General features: G+C 29.9%; 23 protein-coding genes. 22 read left to right on the plus strand and 1 reads right to left on the minus strand.

Annotation, left to right across the window (positions count from 1 at the left end; all coding sequences use genetic code 11):
• Window positions 1-187: 187 nt before the first annotated feature.
• A complete protein-coding gene (locus GBG18_RS12625) occupies window positions 188-1,063 on the minus strand; it encodes a DMT family transporter (protein WP_152191586.1) in 876 nt (291 codons plus the stop codon).
• A gap of 165 nt (window positions 1,064-1,228) precedes the next feature.
• On the opposite strand from GBG18_RS12625, the gene GBG18_RS12630 reads away from it, so the two are divergent.
• From GBG18_RS12630 to GBG18_RS15370, 22 genes are all read left to right on the plus strand, one after another.
• Complete coding sequence (locus GBG18_RS12630; RefSeq protein ID WP_152191588.1) at window positions 1,229-1,873, plus strand: GntR family transcriptional regulator; 645 nt, start codon at window positions 1,229-1,231, stop codon at window positions 1,871-1,873.
• A gap of 244 nt (window positions 1,874-2,117) precedes the next feature.
• On the plus strand, window positions 2,118-3,266 hold the full coding sequence (locus GBG18_RS12635; protein WP_152191590.1) for a porin: 1,149 nt from the start codon (window positions 2,118-2,120) through the stop codon (window positions 3,264-3,266).
• Window positions 3,267-3,436: 170 nt separating this feature from the next.
• Complete coding sequence (locus GBG18_RS12640) at window positions 3,437-3,820, plus strand: RidA family protein (protein WP_152191592.1); 384 nt, start codon at window positions 3,437-3,439, stop codon at window positions 3,818-3,820.
• A 22-nt stretch (window positions 3,821-3,842) separates the two neighbouring features.
• A complete protein-coding gene (locus tag GBG18_RS12645; protein ID WP_152191594.1) occupies window positions 3,843-5,291 on the plus strand; it encodes an aldehyde dehydrogenase family protein in 1,449 nt (482 codons plus the stop codon).
• Window positions 5,292-5,300: 9 nt separating this feature from the next.
• On the plus strand, window positions 5,301-6,290 hold the full coding sequence (locus GBG18_RS12650) for a membrane dipeptidase (protein ID WP_152191596.1): 990 nt from the start codon (window positions 5,301-5,303) through the stop codon (window positions 6,288-6,290).
• Window positions 6,291-6,352: 62 nt separating this feature from the next.
• The gene (locus tag GBG18_RS12655) at window positions 6,353-7,915 is read left to right on the plus strand and encodes a BCCT family transporter (RefSeq protein WP_226896474.1); all 1,563 of its coding nucleotides are present in this window, start codon (window positions 6,353-6,355) and stop codon (window positions 7,913-7,915) included.
• A gap of 57 nt (window positions 7,916-7,972) precedes the next feature.
• Window positions 7,973-10,381, plus strand: coding sequence for a DUF3726 domain-containing protein (locus tag GBG18_RS12660; protein ID WP_152240989.1), 2,409 nt, complete (start codon window positions 7,973-7,975; stop codon window positions 10,379-10,381).
• Between the two features lie 64 nt (window positions 10,382-10,445).
• Window positions 10,446-12,686, plus strand: coding sequence for an FdhF/YdeP family oxidoreductase (locus GBG18_RS12665; protein ID WP_152191598.1), 2,241 nt, complete (start codon window positions 10,446-10,448; stop codon window positions 12,684-12,686).
• 16 nt (window positions 12,687-12,702) lie between these two features.
• Window positions 12,703-13,137 carry a helix-turn-helix domain-containing protein gene (locus GBG18_RS12670; RefSeq protein ID WP_152191600.1) on the plus strand — a complete coding sequence of 145 codons (435 nt, stop codon included), beginning with the start codon at window positions 12,703-12,705 and terminating at the stop codon, window positions 13,135-13,137.
• Between the two features lie 156 nt (window positions 13,138-13,293).
• Window positions 13,294-13,935, plus strand: coding sequence for a GntR family transcriptional regulator (locus GBG18_RS12675; RefSeq protein ID WP_193311147.1), 642 nt, complete (start codon window positions 13,294-13,296; stop codon window positions 13,933-13,935).
• A 211-nt stretch (window positions 13,936-14,146) separates the two neighbouring features.
• Window positions 14,147-15,199: a TRAP transporter substrate-binding protein DctP gene (gene dctP, locus GBG18_RS12680; RefSeq protein WP_152191603.1), complete on the plus strand. Its 1,053-nt coding sequence runs from the start codon at window positions 14,147-14,149 to the stop codon at window positions 15,197-15,199.
• Between the two features lie 38 nt (window positions 15,200-15,237).
• Window positions 15,238-16,005, plus strand: a complete 768-nt coding sequence (locus GBG18_RS12685) for a maleate cis-trans isomerase family protein (protein ID WP_152191605.1) — start codon at window positions 15,238-15,240, stop codon at window positions 16,003-16,005.
• A 2-nt stretch (window positions 16,006-16,007) separates the two neighbouring features.
• Complete coding sequence (locus tag GBG18_RS12690; RefSeq protein ID WP_152191607.1) at window positions 16,008-16,559, plus strand: TRAP transporter small permease; 552 nt, start codon at window positions 16,008-16,010, stop codon at window positions 16,557-16,559.
• Window positions 16,553-17,890: a TRAP transporter large permease gene (locus GBG18_RS12695; protein WP_152191608.1), complete on the plus strand. Its 1,338-nt coding sequence runs from the start codon at window positions 16,553-16,555 to the stop codon at window positions 17,888-17,890. Before GBG18_RS12690 ends, GBG18_RS12695 begins: the two co-directional genes overlap by 7 nt.
• Window positions 17,891-17,928: 38 nt before the next feature.
• Window positions 17,929-19,140: a diaminopropionate ammonia-lyase gene (locus tag GBG18_RS12700; RefSeq protein ID WP_152191610.1), complete on the plus strand. Its 1,212-nt coding sequence runs from the start codon at window positions 17,929-17,931 to the stop codon at window positions 19,138-19,140.
• Between the two features lie 11 nt (window positions 19,141-19,151).
• Window positions 19,152-20,381, plus strand: a complete 1,230-nt coding sequence (locus tag GBG18_RS12705) for a YgeY family selenium metabolism-linked hydrolase (protein ID WP_226896475.1) — start codon at window positions 19,152-19,154, stop codon at window positions 20,379-20,381.
• A gap of 1 nt (window position 20,382) precedes the next feature.
• A complete protein-coding gene (locus GBG18_RS12710) occupies window positions 20,383-21,549 on the plus strand; it encodes a M24 family metallopeptidase (RefSeq protein ID WP_152191612.1) in 1,167 nt (388 codons plus the stop codon).
• Window positions 21,546-22,478, plus strand: a complete 933-nt coding sequence (locus tag GBG18_RS12715) for a multidrug resistance efflux transporter family protein (RefSeq protein WP_152191614.1) — start codon at window positions 21,546-21,548, stop codon at window positions 22,476-22,478. The genes GBG18_RS12710 and GBG18_RS12715 overlap by 4 nt, the downstream gene beginning before the upstream one ends.
• 83 nt (window positions 22,479-22,561) lie before the next feature.
• Window positions 22,562-23,146: a LysE family translocator gene (locus GBG18_RS12720; protein WP_152191615.1), complete on the plus strand. Its 585-nt coding sequence runs from the start codon at window positions 22,562-22,564 to the stop codon at window positions 23,144-23,146.
• The gene (locus tag GBG18_RS15560; RefSeq protein ID WP_226896476.1) at window positions 23,146-23,313 is read left to right on the plus strand and encodes a dihydrofolate reductase family protein; all 168 of its coding nucleotides are present in this window, start codon (window positions 23,146-23,148) and stop codon (window positions 23,311-23,313) included. Before GBG18_RS12720 ends, GBG18_RS15560 begins: the two co-directional genes overlap by 1 nt.
• Before the next feature lie 8 nt (window positions 23,314-23,321).
• Complete coding sequence (locus tag GBG18_RS15565) at window positions 23,322-23,474, plus strand: dihydrofolate reductase family protein (RefSeq protein ID WP_226896477.1); 153 nt, start codon at window positions 23,322-23,324, stop codon at window positions 23,472-23,474.
• Complete coding sequence (locus GBG18_RS15370) at window positions 23,474-23,632, plus strand: hypothetical protein (RefSeq protein ID WP_193311148.1); 159 nt, start codon at window positions 23,474-23,476, stop codon at window positions 23,630-23,632. Before GBG18_RS15565 ends, GBG18_RS15370 begins: the two co-directional genes overlap by 1 nt.
• The last annotated feature ends 56 nt before the right edge of the window (window positions 23,633-23,688 follow it).

The following is a 23,688-nucleotide window of genomic DNA, read 5'->3' on the forward strand; positions in this document are numbered from 1 at the left end:
AACAGGTTGTTGAACAGTCATTATATAACCAAATTTTAAGCTTCATTCAATGATTTACTTACATTAGAGCTATAGAAAATCTGGTATACGTTAGTTTGAGTCCGACTAGCTCTTTCATTTCTTTTAATAATCAAATGATTTTAAATTTCAACTCTTATAATAAATAGATTTATTCTTTTTAAAATACTTATTTGATGATAGTAGTTGTTTTATTCATTTTTAATATATATGCAGAGTTTAAAAATAGAGTTAAAAGAATAATACTTCCTCCAATAAAAGTACTATTGGCTGGAACTTCTTTTAATACAATCCAGACCCAAATTGGCGCCATAACCGTTTCAATTATAAATAGTAAACTAATCTCACTTGCAGGTAAACTTTTCGTTCCTATACCCATAAGTACTCTTGAAATGGGTGCTACTATTACTCCTGCTAGTAAAAGAATAATTAGAGTACTTATATCTATTAAAAAGTCATTCACAAATAAAAATGATATAACCGCAGCTGATAAACCAGCAAATGCAGTAATTGCAAATCTATTGGCATTTTTATGTTTGGCAAGTACTACAAAAGATAAAGCAAATAAGTTTACACAAATCAGTGCATAAATATTACCTAATAAATCTCCACCTCCTAGTTGTGCAGAAAATATTACAAACAATCCAACAGCAATAAAAAAAGATGAAATATAAATATTTTTTTTGCTTTTTTCTTTATAAATTAAATAGGTATAAAGGGCTGAAAACAAAGGTGCTGAAGCAAAAATCATAACAGTATTTGCAACACTTGTTGTTTTTATTGCCGTTATAAAAAAGATATTTGATAGTCCAAACAAAAAGCCGCAGATTATTATGGCTTTCATGCCTTCTTTATATATAAGTATTGTTTTACTCTTTTTTGTACTAAACAAAATAGTATTAATACTGATAAACATAAATATTCCAACATAAAAAGCAAAAACCACTGCTTCGATTGAAGCTAATTTTATAAGTAAAGATTCAAAACTCATAAATAATACTCCTAAAGATGAGATAAGAATAGCTTTTAAATGATTATTTTCCATTATGAACCCTTTTTAAATATGTTTATTTAATGTCAACCTAAAATATATTTAGAGTATATTTAAAAAATAATTTGAACAGTATTAATTTGACAAAATATATTTTATTTAGACTACTCTTAATTGGAATCTGATTATAATACGTTAACTAATACATAGGCAATTAAAATGCAAGTAAATAAAATTACAAGATCCAAGACTCAAACAATCACAGAACAAGTTTATGAACAACTAGAACATAAAATTGTTTTTTGTGAAATAGAACCTGGTAGTATTCTTACAGAAAAAGAAATATGTACAATGCTGGGTGCAGGAAGAACTCCAGTTCGGGAAGCTCTATTACTACTATCAAAAAGATTTCTAGTAAACTTTTCTAAAATTGGTATTATGATTCCTGAAATGAATTCTTCAGTTCAATTACAATTACTTGAAATGAGAAGACCAATTCTTAAGACATGTGTTGAGTGTGCGATAAAACGATTAACACAAGTTGATAAAGATAATATCGAGGAACTTTTGTCAGTTGTTGATAGTTTAGATGAACATGAATTTTTAAATTGGTTAGAACGACGACAAGAAGTTTTATCCAAAGCTTCTAAAAATTTCTTTATATATGAAGAACTCAGAAATGTTCAAGGATTATCACGTAGATTTTGGTACTACTATGCTAAAAAAGAAGATGATATTGTAGTTAGAGATTTACATAAAAAAATCTTACAAGCAGTCTTTAATGAAGATACTAATAACGCAGTAAAATATGTTGATGAAATTATTGACTATATAGAGAATTTTGTAAAAAAATATGCAATTTAATAAAAAATATCTAAATTTAAAAATTATAAAAAGTTGAAATAAACCTTTTTATAATTCTTTTTAATCTCCCCATCTCCTATACTGTAGCATTTAAAATAAAATATAAAGAAAATTATTAATTAAATTTTTTGTTGTCAACATAGAATATATATTAAGTTTACATTAAGTAATCATAGAGTAATATTTTCATATACAGTTTTATTAACAGTAAATATAAATATTTTAAATCAAAAGGAATTGAAAAATGAAGAATATTAAATTGAGTTTAGTAGCAATTGGAACTTTGTCAATGCTATCATGTTTAAATGCCAATACTTTATCTGAAGCATTAACAAATGGAAAAGTTTCAGGTGAGTTAAAATCACAATTTTATCAAAAAGAAAGTAACACTTCAAAAACAGTAAATATTTGGACAAATGGGTTAAATCTTTCATATGATACAGCTGATTATAATGGTTTAACTGCTGGAGTTACATTTCAAGCAGCATCTGTAGCAAGAGAGGATTTAGATGAAAATCTTACTGCATATAATGCAGATCAAAATGTTAGTGGCTCAGTATTATCTCAAGCTTATATTCAATATAAAATAGATAATACTAATATAAAAGTAGGTAGACAATACTTATCAAGTCCATTAATAGCATCTTCTGGTTCAAGAATCTTTAAAGAATCTTTTGAAGCAGCAACTTTAACAAACACTGATATAAAAGATACTTCTATTTCATTAATGTATGTAAAAAAGTATCAAGGAAGAACTGATGGAAATGAAGGTGCTCCTTCTTTTGACAGATTAGGTGATGGTGTATTTTCTATTTATGCAACTAATAAGTCAATTAAAAATTTAAGTTTAGCAGCACAATATGTTAATGCTAAAAACTTACTGGCTAATAATACTAAAGATGTAAGTATTTATTATCTAAATGGTGAATATGATTTTAATATATTTAAATTAGGCGCACAATATTATGGTTCTGATGATAATGGTGCAGCAAATAATGATGGAAATGCGTATGCTCTTAAGGCTTCAACTAAGCTTGGAGATTTATCTTTAGCTGCATCATATAGTGAAGTTTCAAAAGATGGTGGAGTTGATGCATGGCACTTAGGAAATGGGGCTGATTATATTTATACATGGAGTTGGTATGCTGGGTCTAGATATTCAGCTGATATGAAAGCAACAAAACTTGAAGCAGGATATAAATTCACAGATAAGTTATCTGCAAATATTATGAATATTAGTTGGAAAACAGGTACATCTTCAACTACTAGAGAAACAGATTTTATTGTAGATTACAAAGCTTCTAAAGATCTTTCACTTAGATTATTACATGGTCAATTAGATAATGCTGGTAATGAATATCAATCAAGACTTTATGCATCGTATAAATTCTAATAGATTTTAAATTATATCCCTTTTTTAGGGATCTATAGTTTATGAGATAAAATTCTATTTAATACACGCGATTATAAATGTTCTCCTAAATATTAAATTAAATTAAATAAATAGAGTTTTGTCTTGTAAACTATACAAATAATATTTTAACAATAAAACAAAGGACTAAAATGAGTACAAAAACACCAGTAAAAACAGAATTATTTGCTTCTAAAGCACCATTAGAGTGGGCAATTACTGCTAATAATACTTTATATACAGCACAAATACCAATTGATGAAACAGGAAAAGTAGTTGAGGGTGGAATTGAGGCACAAACTAGAAAAACATTTGAAAACTTAGTACATACTTTAGAGTGTGCAGGGGTTAGTACAAATGAAGTTTTACAAGTTTTAATTTATGTAACCAATAGGGAATATTTAGCTACAGTAAATAAAGTATATGCTGAATATTTTACAGCTCCATTCCCAAATAGAGCAGCAGTTATTGTGGCAGGTTTAGCAAGAGAAGAGATGTTAGTTGAGTTTGTTGTATATGCTCAAGCTAGCAAATAAATTAAAATATAAAGGAAATTAAATGACTTATAATTATGAAGAAGGTTTATATATAAATGGTTCTTGGGCAAAAGGTGTTTCAACAATAGAGAATATTAATCCATCAGATATTTCTGATAACATCGGAAATATTGCACAAGCAAGTATTGAACAAGTTCAAGAAGCAATAATCGCAGCTAGAATAGCACAACCTTTATGGGAAAAAACTCCTTTAGAGCAAAAACTAAATGCTTTACAAAAAATTGGTGATGAACTAATTCAAAGATGTGAAGAATTAGGGGAATTACTTGCTCGTGAAGAAGGTAAATCAAAAGCTGAAGGTAAAGGTGAAATTTATAGATCGGGACAATTTTTCCAATATTATGCAGCTGAAGTATTAAGACAAATTGGTGAAAATGCAGCATCTGTTAGACCTGGTATTGATATTGAAGTAACAAGAGAATCTGTTGGTGTTGTTGGTATTATTTCTCCATGGAATTTCCCAACTGCAACTGCTGCTTGGAAAATAGCTCCTGCACTTGCATTTGGAAATGCAGTAATTTGGAAACCAGCTAATTTAACTCCAGCTTCTGCTGTTGCATTAACTGAAATTATTTCAAGATCTGGAATCCCAGCGGGTACATTCAATCTAGTTCTTGGTTCTGGTGCAACTGTTGGAGATGCGCTAATTAACTCAAAAGATATTAATGCTATTTCATTTACAGGTTCTGTTGAAACTGGAAGAAAAATCGCAATTGCAACTTCTGCAAACTTTGTTAAATGTCAATTAGAAATGGGAAGTAAGAACTCATTAATTGTGGCATCTGATGCTGATTTAAGTATTGCAGTTGAAGCTGCTATTGGTGGAAGTTTTTCTGGAACTGGTCAAAAATGTACAGCTTCTTCAAGATTAATTGTATTAGAAGATATTCATGATGAATTTGTTGCTGCTTTAGTTAAGAGAATGGCAGAATTAAAAGTTGGTCATTATTTAGAAGAAGGTATTTTCATGGGACCTGTTTCTGATAAAGCACAATTTGATTCTAACTTTAAATGGATTGAGAGAACTAAAGAACTTGGTGGAAAACTTGCATTTGGTGGTGAAAAATTATCATTAGAAAAAGAAGGATACTACATGAGTCCAACTTTATTTGTTGATACTAAAAATGATTGGGATGTAAATCAAGAAGAAGTATTTGCTCCAATGGCTTGCGTTATTAAAGTTCAAGATTTGGATGAAGCTATAAAAACTGCAAATGATACAAGATTTGGATTAACTGCAGGAATTATTACGTCAAGTTTAAAAACTGCATCAATCTTTAAAAAATCTGCTCAAAGTGGTTGTGTAATGGTTAACTTGCCAACTGCAGGAACTGATTATCATGTTCCTTTTGGTGGAAGAAAACAATCTAGTTTTGGGCCACGAGAGCAAGGTTCATATGCAAAAGAATTTTACACAGTAGTTAAAACAGCATACCAACGTCCATACTAAGGAATTAAAATGTATAAAGACCAAATCATAATAGATGGATTACAATATTGTAATTGGACTAGAGATTATTTTAAAACTTTGCAAAAAAGTGGAATCACAGCCGTTCATGTAACATTAGTTTATCATGAAATGGCACGTGAGACACTTACAAATTTTGCAAAGTGGAATACTTTATTTGAACAGAATCATGATTTAATTATGAGGGTTGATGGGGTTGAAGATATTGTACTTGCTAAGAAATTAGGAAAAGTAGGAATATTCTTTGGGGCTCAAAACTGCTCACCAATTGATGATGAAATTGGATTAATTGAAGTTTTAAGAAAACAAGGTCTATTAATTATGCAATTAACTTATAACAACCAAAGCTTATTAGCTACTGGTTGTTATGAGAAAAATGATAGTGGGATTACTAGATTTGGAGAGCAAGCTATTAAAGAGATGAATAGAGTTGGAATGATAATTGATATGTCACACTCAGCACAAAAATCTACTTTAGAAGCTATTGAAATCTCTACAAGACCAATATGTATCTCACATGCAAATCCAAATTTTGCTCATGATGCATTAAGAAATAAATCAGATGAAGTTATTAAAGCACTTGCAGCTAAAGGTGGATTATTAGGATTCTCTTTATATCCATTTCATTTACCAAATGGAAGTAAATGTACTTTAGAAGATTTTTGTAAAATGATCGCAAAAACTGCTGATTTAGTTGGCGTTGATTCTTTAGGAATTGGAAGTGATTTATGTTTAGATCAACCACAAGAAGTTTTAGAGTGGATGAGAAATGGAAAATGGTCTAAGGCTATGGATTATGGAGAAGGAAATGCTTCAAATTCTGGATGGCCAGATGATTTACCTTGGTTTAAAGATGAAAAAGGAATGGAAAATATTTACAATGGTTTAATGAAATATGGATTTAATGAGAAAGAAGCTAATCAAATTCTTGGTGGAAACTGGTTTAGCTTCTTACAAAGCGGTTTAGAACCTAAAAATTAATCTTAAATTATTAAGAGTAAATTTGGGTGATATTATCAGAAATATAATAAAAGGATTATAATATGGAAATGTCAGATATTATAGAAAAAGAAAATACATTAAAAGAGCTAAATGATAAAGGTGTACATAAAATTGATAAGTTAGCTTTAGTTCTTAGTAGTGGATTTCTAATGGCGTTTGTTGTTTTAGCACTCTACGATGCCAAATTATTAAGTGTTGTAGTAAATGGTGGTTTTGCTTGGTCTGCAAAATTTTTTGGAGCATATTGGCAATTCTTACTTTTAGCAACATTTTTAATAGGAATTGGATTAACTTTAGGAAGAACTGGTTCTGTAGTACTTGGTAAATTAGAAAAACCAGAAATGAGTACTTTCCAATGGATTTCAATTATAATGTGTACATTATTAGCTGGTGGTGGAGTTTTTTGGGCAGCTGGTGAACCAATTGCACACTTTGTTTCTCCTCCTCCTTTATATGGTGAGCAGACTGATATGTTTCAAAAAGCAGTAAATGCTTTATCTCAATCATTTATGCATTGGGGATTTTTAGCATGGGCAATTTTAGGAACTTTAACAGCAATTGTTTTATCTCATTTACATTATGACAAAGGGCTTCCTTTAAAACCAAGAACATTACTTTATCCTGTATTTGGAGATAGAGTTATTACGGGACCTTTAGGTTCTATTGTTGATGCATTTTGTATTGTAGCAGTTGCTGCTGGTACTATTGGACCAATAGGGTTTTTAGGATTACAAATTTCGTATGCCTTAAATGCATTATTTGAAATTCCAGATACTTTTGCTACACAAATGACTATTATTATACTTGCAATTATAATCTATACAATCTCAGCTTTAAGTGGATTAACTAAAGGTATTCAAGTTTTATCTAGATGGAATATTACATTAGCAGTTGTATTAATGGCATATGTTTTTATTTTTGGACCAACAGCATTTATTGTTGATGCATATATCCAAGGTGTAGGAACATCTATTCAAAACTTTTTACCAATGGCTACATTTAGAGGTGATACTGGATGGTTAAGCTGGTGGACAGTGTTCTTCTGGGGATGGTTCTTAGGATATGGTCCAATGATGGCTATTTTTATTGCGAGAATCTCAAGAGGTAGATCTATTAGAATGCTAATTTTAGCAGTTAGTATTTTTGCTCCATTAATTACAATGTTTTGGTTTACAATTGTAGGTGGTGCTGGTTTATCATTTGAAATTGCAAATCCAGGTGTTATTAGTGAAGCATTTAAAGGGTTTAATTTACCGGCATCATTATTAGCAATTACTCAGTCTTTACCTTTACCTTTAATTACTTCAATATTATTCTTAATATTGACAACAGTATTTATTGTTACTACTGGGGATTCAATGACTTATACTATGAGTGTTGTTGTAAGTGGAAGTACTGAACCTAGTCCATTCTTAAGAATGTTTTGGGGAGTTTTAATGGGAGTTCTAGCAATTATTCTAATTTCAATTGGTTCTGGTGGAATTTCAGCACTTCAATCATTTATTGTTATAACAGCAGTTCCTGTATCCCTGGTCTTATTACCAGCTTTATGGAGTGCACCAATGATTGCTATTAAAATGGCAGATGAACAAGGTTTAAAATAAACATCTAAAAAGCAGTATTTACTGCTTTTTATAAGAGTTAAAATTAAGGGAGATAGTATGAGTAATAATATTAATACGTCAGCAATTTTAAGAAGTCCAGAAGTTGTAATGGATTTAAAAAGAATGGGTGCAATGCATCAATCAAGAGTTAGTTTTGTAAGAAGTTTAATAAGAAAGATGTCAAATGAGAATTGGCTTGTTACAAAAACTAAATGGGATCTATGTAAAGATGGATATGGAACTGCTATTTATGAAATAAAAACGCCACATAATATTTATAATGTAGTGATTTTTTCTAATTATATTAAAGATGATGAAAGAAATGATAGGGTTATTGCAGAAAAATGGGATACGACATTTACGTTAATTCATGGAGATGTTAGTGATACGCTATTAGATGCCTTAAGAAATAATGTTCCCTTACAAGAAGCTGGAAGAAATTCAAATAGAGCTTTAGTATTAGCTCGTGCTAATAAAAGTGTAAGAGTTTTTGATCATGTGATTGAATCATTATCTTCTGGAGTACAACCAAGTGTTGAAGAGATTTCAAAAGTTGGGTATATCTTAAGAACAACTGCTGTTTATGGAAGTGGTAAGTTTGGAATTAATGATTATGCTGCTTTAGATGAGAATCCTGATTTCTCACAATCTTTTTCTGCTGAAATGTGTGCTGTTTATATTTTAAGACAGTTTTCACTTGATTGGGCAAACTTTATTGCAAAAAATAAAGGTGGTGAAAAAGCTGTAACTTTAGATAAAGATATTCAAAGATTCTTAGGTATTGGAAATGCTACAGGACTTGGAATGGCTCCATATTTACTTAGACATCCTAAAGTTGTTGATAACTGGTTATACCAAAGAGAACAAGCAATTTCTAAAGTATCATTAGAAGAGATTACAAAAGAAAAATCAAAAGAATTAATTTCATATTTACATAGATCAATAAGTCATTTAAATGATGTTGTAACTATTAATGAAAAACAAAAAGAGTTAAATACAAAGGCAGCTTTAGAAGTTCCTTCTATTATTGCATCTGTAAATAATTTATTAGGATCAAGTTATAAAGAATTAATTGACAGTTCAACTAATCTTTCTTATGAAGCACAAGAAGTTTTAATTTCTTCAGTTCTTGAGTTATATCCAGAACATGTTGATGTTCATGAACAAAGTATGAGAGTTGATGAACAACCATTAGAATTATCTGGTGTTACAATAAAATTATTAAAAGAAAAAATCCAATCTCATTATTCATGGGCATTAAAATATGATTTCTCACAAAAAAAGAGTAATTATTGGTTTTGGTATGTATCTGAAGATAAAGGTGAGCCAAGATTAGGAATAAGAGATGTTGATAATGGATCTGCTCAAGAACTTCCTTTAGATATAGCAAGACAAGTGAGTAAATTAAGTGAAAAATTATCTACTGTAAATAAGGAAGAAAGTACAACAAAATTTTTGTTAGACAACCCTCAATACTCATCAATTATTAGACGAGTTTGGACGATGGGTGCTTGTAAGATGGGTGAAATTCAAGCAAATGTTTTAGATGAAGACTTTCTACCAATGGATTTATTACGTGCAAAACTTGCAATGTTTGGCGCTACAAAATTTGATCCAAGATCTGATAGATGGGTACAAGTTACATTTTACCAAAGTGCACCATTACTTGATGAAATTCACAATGGCGAGTGGTTGTTTCCACAATTACCAAAAAATAAAGATGATAGATTAAATGTGGATGAGGGTAAAATCTCTGTTTCAAGAACAGAGTTAGCAACATTATGTAATAACGCTTTTAATGGTTTAAATAGAGATGCTGGAGAAGCAGATTTAATTTCTAAGATGGTTGTTGATTTAGAAATGGTTGGACTAGATGGTGTTAAACATTTTTCAACTGCTTTAAAATATTTAAAAAGAGATACAAATTTATCATTAAATATTTCATCAGAAGAGTCTGTAATAACTGCTGATTTAAACAATGATACGATTTTAGGACATATACAAATACTAGTAGCTTATGCTTTAGAATCACTTCCTAAATATGAGTGCGTAACTTTAGAGATTAAAAACTGCCATAATAGATGGTTAGTATTCTCACAAGCTTTAAGAATTGCTAAAAAAGGTCTTAATGCAAGGTTTTCATGGAATAATTCATCTAATAATGACAGTATTTCTTACTGTATTAGTGCAAATGATGAATTACCAACTTTATGCAAAAGTAAGAGTGATAGTTCTGATGTTAGAAGCTTGAAAATTGAGATAAGTAAAAATAAAATACCAAGTAATTGTGAGGCTTCAGAGGTTATTAGTGCCTCTACTTTAAAAAACTCATTTAATAAATCTGTTGAAAATGGTTTAGTAATTGATTTAGAAGATTGGAATAATATAAAAGAAGTCTCAAAAGCTATTTATGTTGCATCAAGTGAAAAATCTAAAAATGATGCTGGTGGAGTAGTTACACTTTAAAAATTAAATATCACTTTATTAAATTTAATAAAGTGATATACATTGAAATCAAAAGGAAAATTACATGAGTGATTCTCATTTAAATATTAAACCAGCTGGAGGTTGGGGAGCTTTAAAATCTTCTGCCAAATTTATTATAAATGCAGATGTTTTTAAAACTTCTAAAGCTTTATTAAATTTAAATCAAGTAGATGGTTTTGATTGTCCCGGATGTGCATGGCCAGATCCAGATGAAAAAGACCGTGCGATGAATGAATATTGTGAAAATGGTGTAAAAGCCATTGCCTTTGAAACAACAAAAAAAAGAGCTTCTTTAGAACTTTTTAAAGAAAAAACTGTAACGCAGTTAAATGAATTAGATGTTTTTACCATTACAAATCAAGGACGTTTAACGGAACCTTTGGTTTATAATAGACAAACAGATAAGTATGAAGCTATTTCTTGGCAAAAAGCTTTTTACACTGTAGGAAAACATTTAAAAAATTTACCAAGTCCAGATGATGCAATTTTTTATACTTCAGGAAGAACTTCAAATGAAGCAGCATTTTTATACCAACTAATGGGACGAATGATAGGTACAAATAATTTTCCTGATTGCTCAAACATGTGTCATGAAAGTTCCGGTGTTGGCATGAGTGAATCTATTGGTATTGGAAAAGGAACAGTAGACTTAGCAGATTTTCATAAAGCAGAATTGATTATGATTTTTGGACAAAATCCTGGAACCAATCATCCTAGAATGTTAAGTGAACTTAAAGAAGCTTCTAAAAGAGGGGCAAAAATAGTTTCTATTAACCCTCTAAAGGAAGCAGGACTTGTATCTTTTGTTCACCCACAAGATATAGCGCAAATGATTACAAATGTGGCAACACCAATTAGTACGAATTATTATCAAGTAAAAATGGGTAGTGATATGGCACTTGTTCAAGCCATTATAAAATATATTCTTGAAGAACATTCAGATACTTTAGATACAAGTTTTATAAATGAACATACGGCTGGTTTCGAAGAGTATAAAGAAGAGATATTATCACTTTCTTGGGATGTGCTAATTGAGCAAAGTTCTGTTACCATGGAAGAAATAATTGAAATAGCCGAGCTTTATGTGAAATCTGATAAAACTATTTGTTGTTGGGCTATGGGATTAACACAGCATCAACACGGTGTTGCTTCAATTGAAGAAGTAATGAATCTTTTACTTTTAAAAGGTAACATTGGAAAAGAGGGTGCGGGCGCTTGTCCTGTTAGAGGGCATAGTAATGTTCAAGGTGATAGAACTGTAGGAATTTCTGAAGCCCCAAAAGAAGAGTTTTTACAAAAGATTGATAGTGTTTTTGATTTTGTAAGTCCAAGATCTCATGGTTATGATGTAGTTCATGCAATAAAAGCAATGAATAAAGAACAAAATAAAGTATTTATTGGACTTGGTGGAAACTTTGCAGACGCTGCACCAGATACAAAAATGACATATGAAGCTTTACAAAATTGTGCTTTAACAGTACATATTTCTACGCATCTAAATAAGAGTCATTTAATATGTGGAAATGAAGCATTAATTCTTCCTTGTTTAGGGAGAACAGAATTAGATATTCAAAAAAATGGTGTGCAACGTGTTACGGTTGAAGATTCAATGAGTATGGTTCATGGTTCAAAAGGTAAAAACATACCAATTACAAGAGATATTAAATCAGAACCTGCAATTATTGCAGGAATTGCTGATGCAGCTTTAGGAAATAAGAAAGTTGATTTTATAGATTTGATTAGTGATTATGGAAAAATTAGAGAAAAAATAGAAGCTGTTTTACCAGAATTTAACGCTTATAATGAAGAGATAAAAAAACCAGGTGGCTTTGAATTATACAACAGTGCAAAAAATAGAGTATGGGAAACACCTACAAAAAAAGCAAATTTTTTAATAAATAAAGTACCAAGTTTAAACATAGAAGAAAACCATTTAATTCTAATGACTTTACGATCTCATGATCAGTTTAATACTACTGTTTATGGTATGAACGATAGATATAGAGGAATTGAAAACAAAAGAAAACTTATTTTCTTAAATGAAAATGATATTAATAAGCTTGGCTTTAAAAATGGTGATAAGGTTGATATTCAATCTCATTCAAAAGACAAGATAAAAAGAGAAGTTTTTGGCTTTGAAATAATATCTTATGATATTAAAGAAGGGTGCTCTGCAGCGTATTTCCCTGAAGCAACACCTTTGGTTTCAATTGAACATTTTGATAAAAAAAGCTTTACTCCATCGTATAAATTTATAGATATTACTTTAGTAAAAAGTAAATAATATAAAAGGATAAAATTTGAGTGTATTAAATTCAAGAATTCATGGTTTAGAATATTTTAGAAATAAAGAAGAGAACTTTTTTAATATTAAAATTCCAATTTCTATTGAAAATCAATTAATTATAGAAAGTTTTCTCAATGAATTCCAAGAGCTTAACTTAAAAAAAATAATTGATGATTGGTTTATTGATGAAAAGAATTGTTCAATTATTAGTCCTAATAAAACACAATTTTTAACAAAAAGAGAGTTGATATTTATTCAACTCTTACTAAAAAATAAGATTGTCACCTATGAGAAAATGTTATATACTATTTGGGAGGATAACTTGAATATTACAGATAATGCTATTAAAAGCTTTGTTAAAAATTTCAAGAAAAAAATGCCTCCCTCTCTTCTTGAAAATATTAATGGTATTGGATATAGACTATCTCATAATGCTTTATCCTCTTAGATAGGTCACTTTTATATATTAATAAATAGTAATACTTTTATACAAAAAAGATGAAAGTTATGAGCTTAAATATATATTTAAAATATATTAAAAGTATATTTTAAACGAACTTCATTATAATATAATAAATATATTTATAAATGAATGGAAGCATATATGAAAAATAAACTAAAAAGAACAAAAAATAAAACAATGACAGAGCAAGTTTATGAAAAACTTGAAGACCTAATCGTATTTTGTGAAATTGAACCAGGTACTGTTTTAACAGAAGCAGAAATATCTGAAATGGTAGGAGCAGGTAGAACACCAGTTAGAGAAGCTTTACGTCTGCTTGCCAATGAATCTTTAGTAAATATTTCAAGAATTGGTGTTTTAATACCTGAAATGAGTGGTTCAACACAATTACAATTATTAGAAGTTAGACGTGCTATTTTACAACTTTGTGTAAAGTCTGCTATTAATAGATTAACTGAACTAGATAAAAAAGCAATTCAAGAGTTATTAGATAGTGTATATGAACAAGATGATGTTGAGTTTTTATATTGGTTAAAACAAAGACATAAAGTTCTATGTAAATGTTCAAAAAATCAATTTATCTATGAAGAACTTAGAAATGTGCAAGGTTTATCTCATAGATTTTGGTATTTTTATGCTAAAAAAGATGATCATCAACAAGGGAAAACATTACATAAAAATATTCTAGAAGCCGTATTATCACAAGATTTAGAAGCTGCTGCTTTACATGTAGATAATTTAATGGACTATCTTGAAGAGTTCGTACGAAGCCACTCTATATAAGAAGTAAGTCCTAATTATTAATTAGGACTTATCTTTTTAAATCCCTCCTTTAACCTCCTTTTTTAACTGGATTAAAAATCAAACAAAAAATAACTATAAAGAAAGAAATTAGTTTATAACAATTTTATTGTATATACATAGAATATATCTTAAGTATATTTTAAGTTAATGAGGAGTAAACTTCTTTTATACAAACTATAAAGGAAGAGATATGTTTAGTAAAAAAATAATAAGTACAGCGTGTGCGTTAGTTTTAGGTGCAGTTAGTTTAAGTGCAGAAACATGGAAGTTTGCGAGTGAAGAAGCAAAAAAAGATGTTCAAGATATTTATGCTCAAGAGTTTGCAAAAGTAGTTAAAGAAGAATCTAATGGAAAAATCAAAGTTAGAATTTATTATTACGGACAACTTGGGGGTGAAAATGATATTGTTGAATTAACATCAAATGGTTCAATTCAATTTGTATCTGTTGGAACGGGTCACTTAGGTTCATATGTTCCTGAAGTTCAATCAATTTCAATTCCCTATGTATTAACTAATAATGAAGATGTAGCTTATGAAGTATTAACTACAAGTAAAACTATTTATAATGATTTAGCTCCAAAATTTAAAAAAGCTAACTTAAAACTTTTATCAATGATTTCTGAAGGTGAAATGGCATGGGGTGCAAATAAACCTATTAGAACACCAGAAGATTTTGCAGGTCAAAAAATTAGAACATTTACTTCTACAATTCCTGTAGAAACTTATAAAGCATTTGGTGCAGTTCCAACTCCATTATCATGGGGAGAAGTTTATTCTTCATTACAATTAGGAACTGTTGATGGTATGGTAAATCCTATGTATTTCATTTACAATGCTAAATGGCACATGGTTCAAAAATATATTATGTTCCCAGGACAACAACCATATATTGGAACAATTTCAACTAATGCAAAATGGTTTGCAAAACAAACTCCAGAAAAACAAGCAATTATTAATAAGGCAATTAAAGCAGCAAACAAAGCAGCATTTATTTACCAAAAGAAAATCAATAAAGAAAATACAGCAAAAATGTTAGAAGAAAATAAAGAATTACAACTTATTACTTTAACAGAAGCTGAAAGAGCTAGATTTAAAGATATTAGTAAATCTTTACATGGAACATTCATTGATGTAGTAGCAAATACTTACAAAGATGGACAAAAAGAACAAGCTAAAAAAGATGCTAAGAAAATTTTAAATAATTTAATCCAAGAAGTAAAAGACGCAGAGAGTAGACATTAATTAGAAAAGCCTTTAGGGCTTTTTTATAAGGATAAAAAATGAAAATAAAAGTAATTAATAGCGAACTTAAGAATACAATTTCTCATAATGGAAAAGTAGGTTTAATACTTCTTGCAACAGACCAAATTACACTATATGAATTTGATGCAATTTTAAAAGATACAGGAGTTTTATGTTTTCCTTCGAGAGTTATGATGGATTCAGTAGAACTTACACCTGAAGTTTTAATGGCAATTAAAAATGAATTAGCCACAGCTACAAATACAATATTACCAGGTTTAACACTAGATGTTGCAGCACTTTCTTGTACATCTGCTTCTATGACAATTGGAGAAGATGAAGTTGCAAGAATTATTAAACAAAGTGATCCAAAAAGAGAAATAAAAGAAGTGACTAATCCTTATTCAGCAATAAAAAATGCTTGTGTGTTTTTAGATATAGATGAACTAGGAATAATTACACCTTATAGTATAGAAGTTACGCAAGGGATTATAGATGGAATGGAACCAGATATTAAAACTATGTCTGCTTTTACCTTTAATAATCCAAATGATAATTTAGTTCCAAGTATTACACCAGAGTCTATTAAAGATGCTGTAATCCAAATGGCTAAAGATGAAAAAGTTAAGACTATTTTTGTTTCTTGTACAAATTTAAATATTTGTAGATATATAGATGAATTAGAAAAAGTTACTGGCAAAAGAATCTTAACAAGTAACCAAGTTATGGCTTGGGATATTCTAAGATTAGCAAAATATAAAGAACCTATAAAAGGTTTTGGCCAACTCTTAGAGAAAGAGAGATAATTATGAAAAATGTATTCGCAACAATAAATTCCATTACAGCAAAAACAGAAAAGATACTTTTATCTTTATCTATTTTACTAATGATGGTTAATACGACATCAAATGCAATAGGGAGATATGTATTTAACCAAAGTATATATTTCTCTGAAGAATTAAATCAGTTTTTAATGATATCTGTAACGTTTGTAGGTTTAGCATATGCCGTAAGAAATGGTAGAAATATTAGAATGACTGCAATATATGATTCATTATCACATAAAAAGAAAAAGTTTTTAATGATTTTTATTGCACTTACAACTTCAATGTTAATGTTTTTATTAGCTTATGAGGCATATGTATATGTAATGCAAATAAAAGAAATTAATAGACAAAGTCCAGCACTTCAAATACCAGTATATATAGTATATATGATTGTACCAATTGGTTTCTTTATGTCAGGAATCCAGTTTCTTATTAGATTTATTCAAAATCTATTACATGAAGAAATATACCTATCTTATGATGTTATTGAAGAGAAAGATTGTAATCCAACTATAGGAGATCAAGCATGTTAGAATTTCTTCAAAATGTGATAAATGGCGAGCTTGATGTTTATGTTATTACTTTTGCTCTTTTAACAGTGATGGTAATCCTTCTATTTTTGAGTTTTCCAATGGTTGTGCCTTTAACGGTTGCAACAATGATAGGTTTTTTACATTTTTCAGATTTACCACTGCAAAATATAATTCAGCAAATGATTACAGGTATTACACCAAATGCTCTAATAGCAATTCCTATGTTTATTTTTGCGGCAGATATTATGACCCGTGGTCATACTGCAACAAGATTACTTGATTTAATTGAAGTATTTATTGGTCACTATCGAGGTGGATTGCCAATCACTACTTGTATTTCATGTACGCTTTTTGGTTCAGTTTCAGGTTCTACTCAAGCAACAGTTGTTTCTGTTGGAACGATTATGAGACCAAAGCTTTTAAAAGCAGGGTATAAAGATAGCTTTATTTTAGGATTGATAATAAATGCTAGTGATATTGCTTGGTTAATACCACCAAGTATTGGTTTGATTTTATATGGTGTTTTAGCAAATGCAAATATTGCCGAATTATTCATAGCGGGAATTGGTCCAGGACTTATTTTAACTGCTTTATTTTCTGTTTATTGTTATGTATATTCTGTATATCACCAAGCTGAAATTACATTAACACCAAAAGCAGATTGGCCAAAAAGAATTAAAGCAATTAAGAATTCAATTTTACCAATGGGATTCCCAGTACTAATCGTAGGTGGGATTTATTCTGGAGCATTTACTCCAACAGAAGCAGCAGCATTTTCAGTACTGTATGCGATTATTTTAGAAGTGGTGATTTATAGAAAATTAGGATTTAGTGATTTAATTGATTCATCACTTAGTACTGGTTTAATTACAGCAGTTGTATTCATTTTAGTTGGTGCAGGACAAGCGTTTTCTTGGTATATCTCTTTTGAGATGATTCCTCAAGAATTATTAGGTGCACTTGATTTAGAAAATGCAAGTCCTGAGTTTATACTTTTTGTTATCTCAGTAGCATTTGTAATTGGATGTATGTTTGTTGATTCAATTGTTGTATTACTGATTTTAACACCAGTATTTATGCCAATTATTGATTCATCTGGACTTGATCCAGTATTAGTAGGAGTTGTAATTACTCTACAAATGGCAGTTGGTTCGGCAACACCACCATTTGGATGTGATATTTTCACAGCAATTGCAGTATTTAAAAAATCATATCTAGAAGTAATAAGTGGAATTTTACCATTCTTCTTAATTTTAATGTTGATGTCAGCGATTTTAATATTCTTCCCTGATTCTGCATTATTCTTAAGAGATATAGCATTTGATAAGTAAATAAAATAAAAAATAAATTTAATTAATAAGGATAAAAAATGATAAATAATTTTAAACAATATTTAGATAATACAGAATTTTTTGATAATACATCAAATACAGTAATAGGAAAGTATGAGCACCAAGATATTTTAAGTCTTGAAGGTTTTGAAAAAGCATCAAAAGAGATTACTTCTTGGGATGAGTATGCAGTTACTCCACTTGTTAGCTTAGATGAATTAGCAGAGCAAACAGGTGTTTCAAAACTATATTATAAAAATGAGCACTATAGATTTTCACTAAAAAGTTTTAAAGCATTAGGTGGAGCATATGCAGTTGCAAATCTTTTAATTGGAAAATTAAAAGACCAAGGGATAGATGCAAATTCAAATGATTTATTAGCAGGAACGTACAAAGATATTACAAATAAAATTACAGTTTCTTGTGCAACAGATGGAAACCATGGTAAATCAGTAGCTTGGGGAGCATCTAATTTTGGATGTAATTGTGAAATTTTTATTCACTCTCATGTAAGTGTAAGTAGAGAAAAAGAGATTGCAAAATATGGTGCGAAAGTAAATAGAATTGATGGTAACTATGATGATTCAGTTCATATTGCAGATAAAACAGCATTAGAAAAAGGTTATTTTACAGTTTCTGACACTTCATACGAAGGATATACAGAAGTTCCAAAAGATGTAATGCAAGGATATACAATTATGGTTGATGAAGCCTTAAAACAAATGGGTGAAAAACCAACACATGTATTTTTACAAGGTGGAGTTGGTGGAATGGCAGCAGCTGTTGCATCATTTATACTTGAAACATACCAAGAAGAATCACCGATTTTTGTAATGATTGAACCAACAAATGCAGATTGTTTACTTCAAAGTGCAAAAAATGGAACTCCAACAGTAGTTCATGGAGATTTAGACACTGTAATGGCAGGTCTTTCTTGTGGAGAAATTTCACTTCTAGCTTGGAAGATTTTAGAAAATAAAACAAAAGCATTTTTCTCAATTCCTGATGAACCTATTGCAAAAGTTATGAAATATTTAGCTTCATTAGAAGAACCAGTAGTTGCGGGAGAATCTGCAGTTGCAGGACTTGCAGGGTATATGATTACTCAACATAGTCCTGAGTATAGAAAAGCTTTAAAAATAGATGAAAACTCAAAAATTCTTTTCTTAGGAACTGAAGGTGATACAGATGCTGTTGTTTATGAAAAAATGGTTGGAAAATCTTCATCTGAAGTTTTAGCAAAAGCCTAGAGGAGAGAATAATGGAAAAAATATTTGAAGGTATTCCTTTTGAGGAAATCAAAAAAAGAGCAGAATTTTATAAAGAAGATATTTATAAATTTACAAGAGATTTAGTTAGATGTCCAGGAGGTTCAGGTGATGAATCTCTGGCTGCTAAATGTACTATTGATGAGATGAAGAAATTAGGTTTTAATAAAATTGATATTGACCCAATGGGAAATATCTTAGCTTATATTGGAACGGGAAAACATCTTATTGCAATGGATGGTCATTTAGATGTAGTTGGAGTTGGGAATCTTGATAACTGGAATTATGATCCTTATGAAGGTTTTGAAGATGAAGAAAAAATCATAGGTCGAGGAACTACAGATATGAAAGGGGCAATTGCATCGATTGTATATGCTGCAAAGATTATTATTGATTTAGATATTCAAGATGATTTTACTCTTTTAGTATCAGCATCAGTTGCAGAAGAAGATTGTGATGGTTTATCTTGGAAATATATGATTGAAGAACAAAATGTTAGACCTGAATTTGTTCTTTTAGCGGAACCTAGTGATGGAAAAATATGTCGTGCTCAAAAAGGAAGAATGGAAATATCTGTTGATACTTTTGGTACTTCTGCACATGGATCAATTCCTCACACAGGTGACAACGCAATTTATAAAATGTCAGGAATTCTAACAGAATTAAGAGCTTTAAATGAAAACTTATTAGTAGATGATTTATTAGGAAAAGGGTGTTTAACTGTTTCAGAAATTAGATCAACTGCACCTTCTAGATGTGCGGTATCTGATTCTTGTAGTATTTCTATTGATAGACGTTTAACTTGGGGTGAAAAACCTGAAGATGCATTACAGGAAATTAGAAACCTTCCTGCTGTTAAAATGGCAGATGCTAAAGTTTCTATTTACCATTATGATGAACCTTCATATACAGGTTTAGAATATGGGCAAGAGTGTTCCTTTAAACCATGGAAAATGGAAGAGAAACATGATGTTACGCAAAGTGTTGCGAATGCATACAAAGAGTTATTTAATAAAGATGCAGTAATTGATATTTGGCCATTTTCAACAAATGGTGTATCTATTATGGGTGAACACAATATTCCAGTAATTGGATATGGACCAGGTGAATTAAAATTTGCACATGCACCAAATGAAGAAGTTAAAAAAGCAGACTTAATTTTATGTGCTGCTTTATACGCTGCTATTCCATCAGTATATGTGAGAATGTTAGAAGGAAAATAATATGTTACAAGTACCAAGAAGAGGCTTTTTAGAGAGTGAATATGAAAATAGATTAGCAAAAATACAAAAGCTTATGTTTGATGAGGGTATAGATGCTATTTTATTAACTACTCAAGTAGATATTGAATATTACACTGGTTTTAAATCACAGTTTTTCCAAAGTCCTACAAGACCTTGGTTTGTGCTAATTCCTTTAAACAATAAACCAAAAGCAATAATTCCTGTAATTGGAGAAAGTGGTATGAGAGGAACTTGGATTGATGATATTCAAACGTGGGTATCTCCTAATCCTGAGGATGAGGGTATTTCATTATTAACGATATCAATTAATTCTTTAATGAAAAAATTTAAGTGTTTGGGAATTCCGCAAGGTCATGAAAGCACGCTTCGCATGCCATTAAGTGATTATAATAAACTTCTTTTTAATTTAAAAAGTATAGAAATAAAAGATGCTACAAATATATTAAGATATGTGAGATATGTAAAATCTCCTGCTGAGATTGAAAAAATACATTATATTTGTCAAGTAGCATCTCAAGGTTTCGAAGATTTACCAAGTTTATTAAAAGTTGGTGAAAGTGAAAGAGCAAATTGTCAAAGATTTAAAAATCATTTATTAACTTTAGGTGTTGATGATTTTCCTTATCTAATCTCTGGCTCAGGGCAGGGTGGTTATGGCTCAATAATTATGGGACCAAGTGAAAGGATTTTAGGAAATGGAGATATTTTTATCATTGATACAGGCTGTGTGTTTGATAGTTACTTCTGTGATTTTGACAGAAATTACGCTTTTGGGTTTGCAAGTGATGAAGCCAAAAAAGCTTATGAAGTAGTATTTAAAGCAACAGATGCAGGATTTGAAGCTTGTCAAGTAGGAAATACAACAACAGATGTATTTAATGCTATGAATAATGTAATGCAAAGAGGCGGAGCTTTAGGAAATAGTGTTGGAAGATTAGGTCATGGATTAGGTTTACAACTAACAGAATGGCCTTCAAATACAATAAGTGATAATACCCCTTTAGAAGAAGGTGTTGTATTAACTCTAGAGCCAGGAATGGAATATTTAGGAGGTAAAGAGATGGTACATGAAGAGAATATTTTAATAACAAAAGATGGACCAATTTGGTTAAGTAATAGGGCGAGTCAAGAGTTACCAATTTTATGAAAAACAGTCCAATCTTTTTATTAAGTCTTGGACTTTTATCTGCACTGTTCTTTTCTGCAACTTTTTTAATTAACAAAGTAATTGCAAATGAGGGTGGACATTGGTTTTACTCTGGAAGTCTTAGATATTTTTATACTATTTTCTTTATTTCAATCTTGTTGATTCTTTATAAGGGGCTAGCTTACTATAAAAGTGTTTTATTAGAGTATCTCCAAAATTTCAGATTCTGGACTATTGCTGGTTCCATTGGGTTTGGTATTTTTTATTCAATGATATGCTTTGCAGCTGAGTATTCTCCTGCATGGGTGTTAGTTACAACATGGCAGCTTACAATTTTTGCTTCTATTTTTGTTTTAGTTTTATTTGGTAAAAAGCTAAATAAGATAACGATACTTTCAAGTATACTTGTTGTTGTGGGTATAACAATTGTGAATCTTTCCCATTTTGAACTTTCAAATATTGATTCTTTACTTTACTCTATATTACCAATTGTTTTGGCAGCTTTTGCTTTCCCTTATGGAAATCAAATGGTTTGGGAAGAGAAGAAAAAAAGAGATGCAAGTGTTTTAAATAATTCTTTTTCAAAAGTATTCCTATTAACCATAGGAAGTTCTCCTTTATGGCTAGTTTTATTTCTATTTTTAGAGGTAGGAAAACCCTCTGGTTCTCAATTAATTAATGTTGCATTCATTTCAATTCTATCAGGAGTTATTGCAACTTCAATATTTTTATATGCTAGAAGTAAAGCTGATAGTAGCTCTAAGATAATGCTAGTTGATGCTACTATTTCTGGAGAAGTTATTTTTACGCTTATTTTGGAAGTAGTTTTCTTAAATGCAATGTTTCCAAATATGATTGGTCTTTTAGGTATGGGTATAACTTTAGTAGCACTTTTTATTATGGTTTATTTTGATAAGAGTAAAGTTTAGCCTAATCTTTAATTTGTGAGTATATCAATACTCTAAAGGATAAAAATGGAAATACTTAGTTTCTTATTTATTATATATCATCTATGGTTATTATATTAACACCTGGACAAGATATGATGATTGTTATGTCACGATTAATTGCTCAAGGAAAAAAAGCTGGGATAATTACCGCTTTTGGTGTTGCAATTGGATTAATGGGACATACTATTCTCGCAACATTAGGACTTGGTACATTATTACTTGCAAGTGAATGGCTTTTTAATACTATCAAATATATAGGGGCTGCTTATTTAATATATTTAGGGTATCAACTTCTAACATCAAATGAGCATAAATTAGCAATGAAAGATATGCCAAAAGTATCTTATAAAAAAATGTTGATGCAAGGAGCTATTACAAATATTAGTAATCCTAAGATTACAATATTTTATTTCTCATACTTACCTCAATTCATTGTACCAAGTGCAGGAAGTGAATCCTTACAACTATTTATTTTAGGTACAACTTTTGCAGTTATTACATTCTTTTTAAAAGCACCTATTGGATTTTTAGCAGGTTTACTTTCTTCTTGGATAAAGGCAAGACCAATGGTTTTAAATTATATTCATAAGACAAGTGGAGTTATTTTGGTATCTTTAGGATTAAAATTAGCATTGAGTGAGAGATAATGTCAAATAAGATTTATATTGCAACGAGTTTAGATGGATATATAGTAGATAAGAATGGTGGAATAGACTGGCTTAGTATTATTCCTATGACAGATGAAGTTATATCTGGATTTGATAATATCATTGATAGTGTGGATGCTTTAGTAATGGGTAGAAATACTTTTTAAAAGATGATTTGATTGATGAGATGATTATATCAACTATACCTATTTTACTTGGTGGTGGAAAATCATTATTTGGAGAGCTTTCTAAGTCAAAAGAATTTACACTTATTGGGTCTAAAGTGATTTCAAATCTTATAGTTCAAATTCATTATCAAAAAAAATAATGGATAATATTTACTCTACACCTATGTTAGTGTCAATAGTAACATTTTCATTATCAACTGTAATGTCTCCATGTCCGAATAATATTATTCTTTTATCTTCAGGACTTACTTTTAGATGGCTTATAAAATTACCAATAATACAAGTAATTATGAAGTAGAAGATAATAATAGCTTTTTTTTACCTTTTATCTTGTGTAGTTTCTCCAAAAAGTAC

Source organism: Poseidonibacter ostreae (genome assembly GCF_009208075.1).
Lineage (GTDB): Bacteria > Campylobacterota > Campylobacteria > Campylobacterales > Arcobacteraceae > Poseidonibacter > Poseidonibacter ostreae.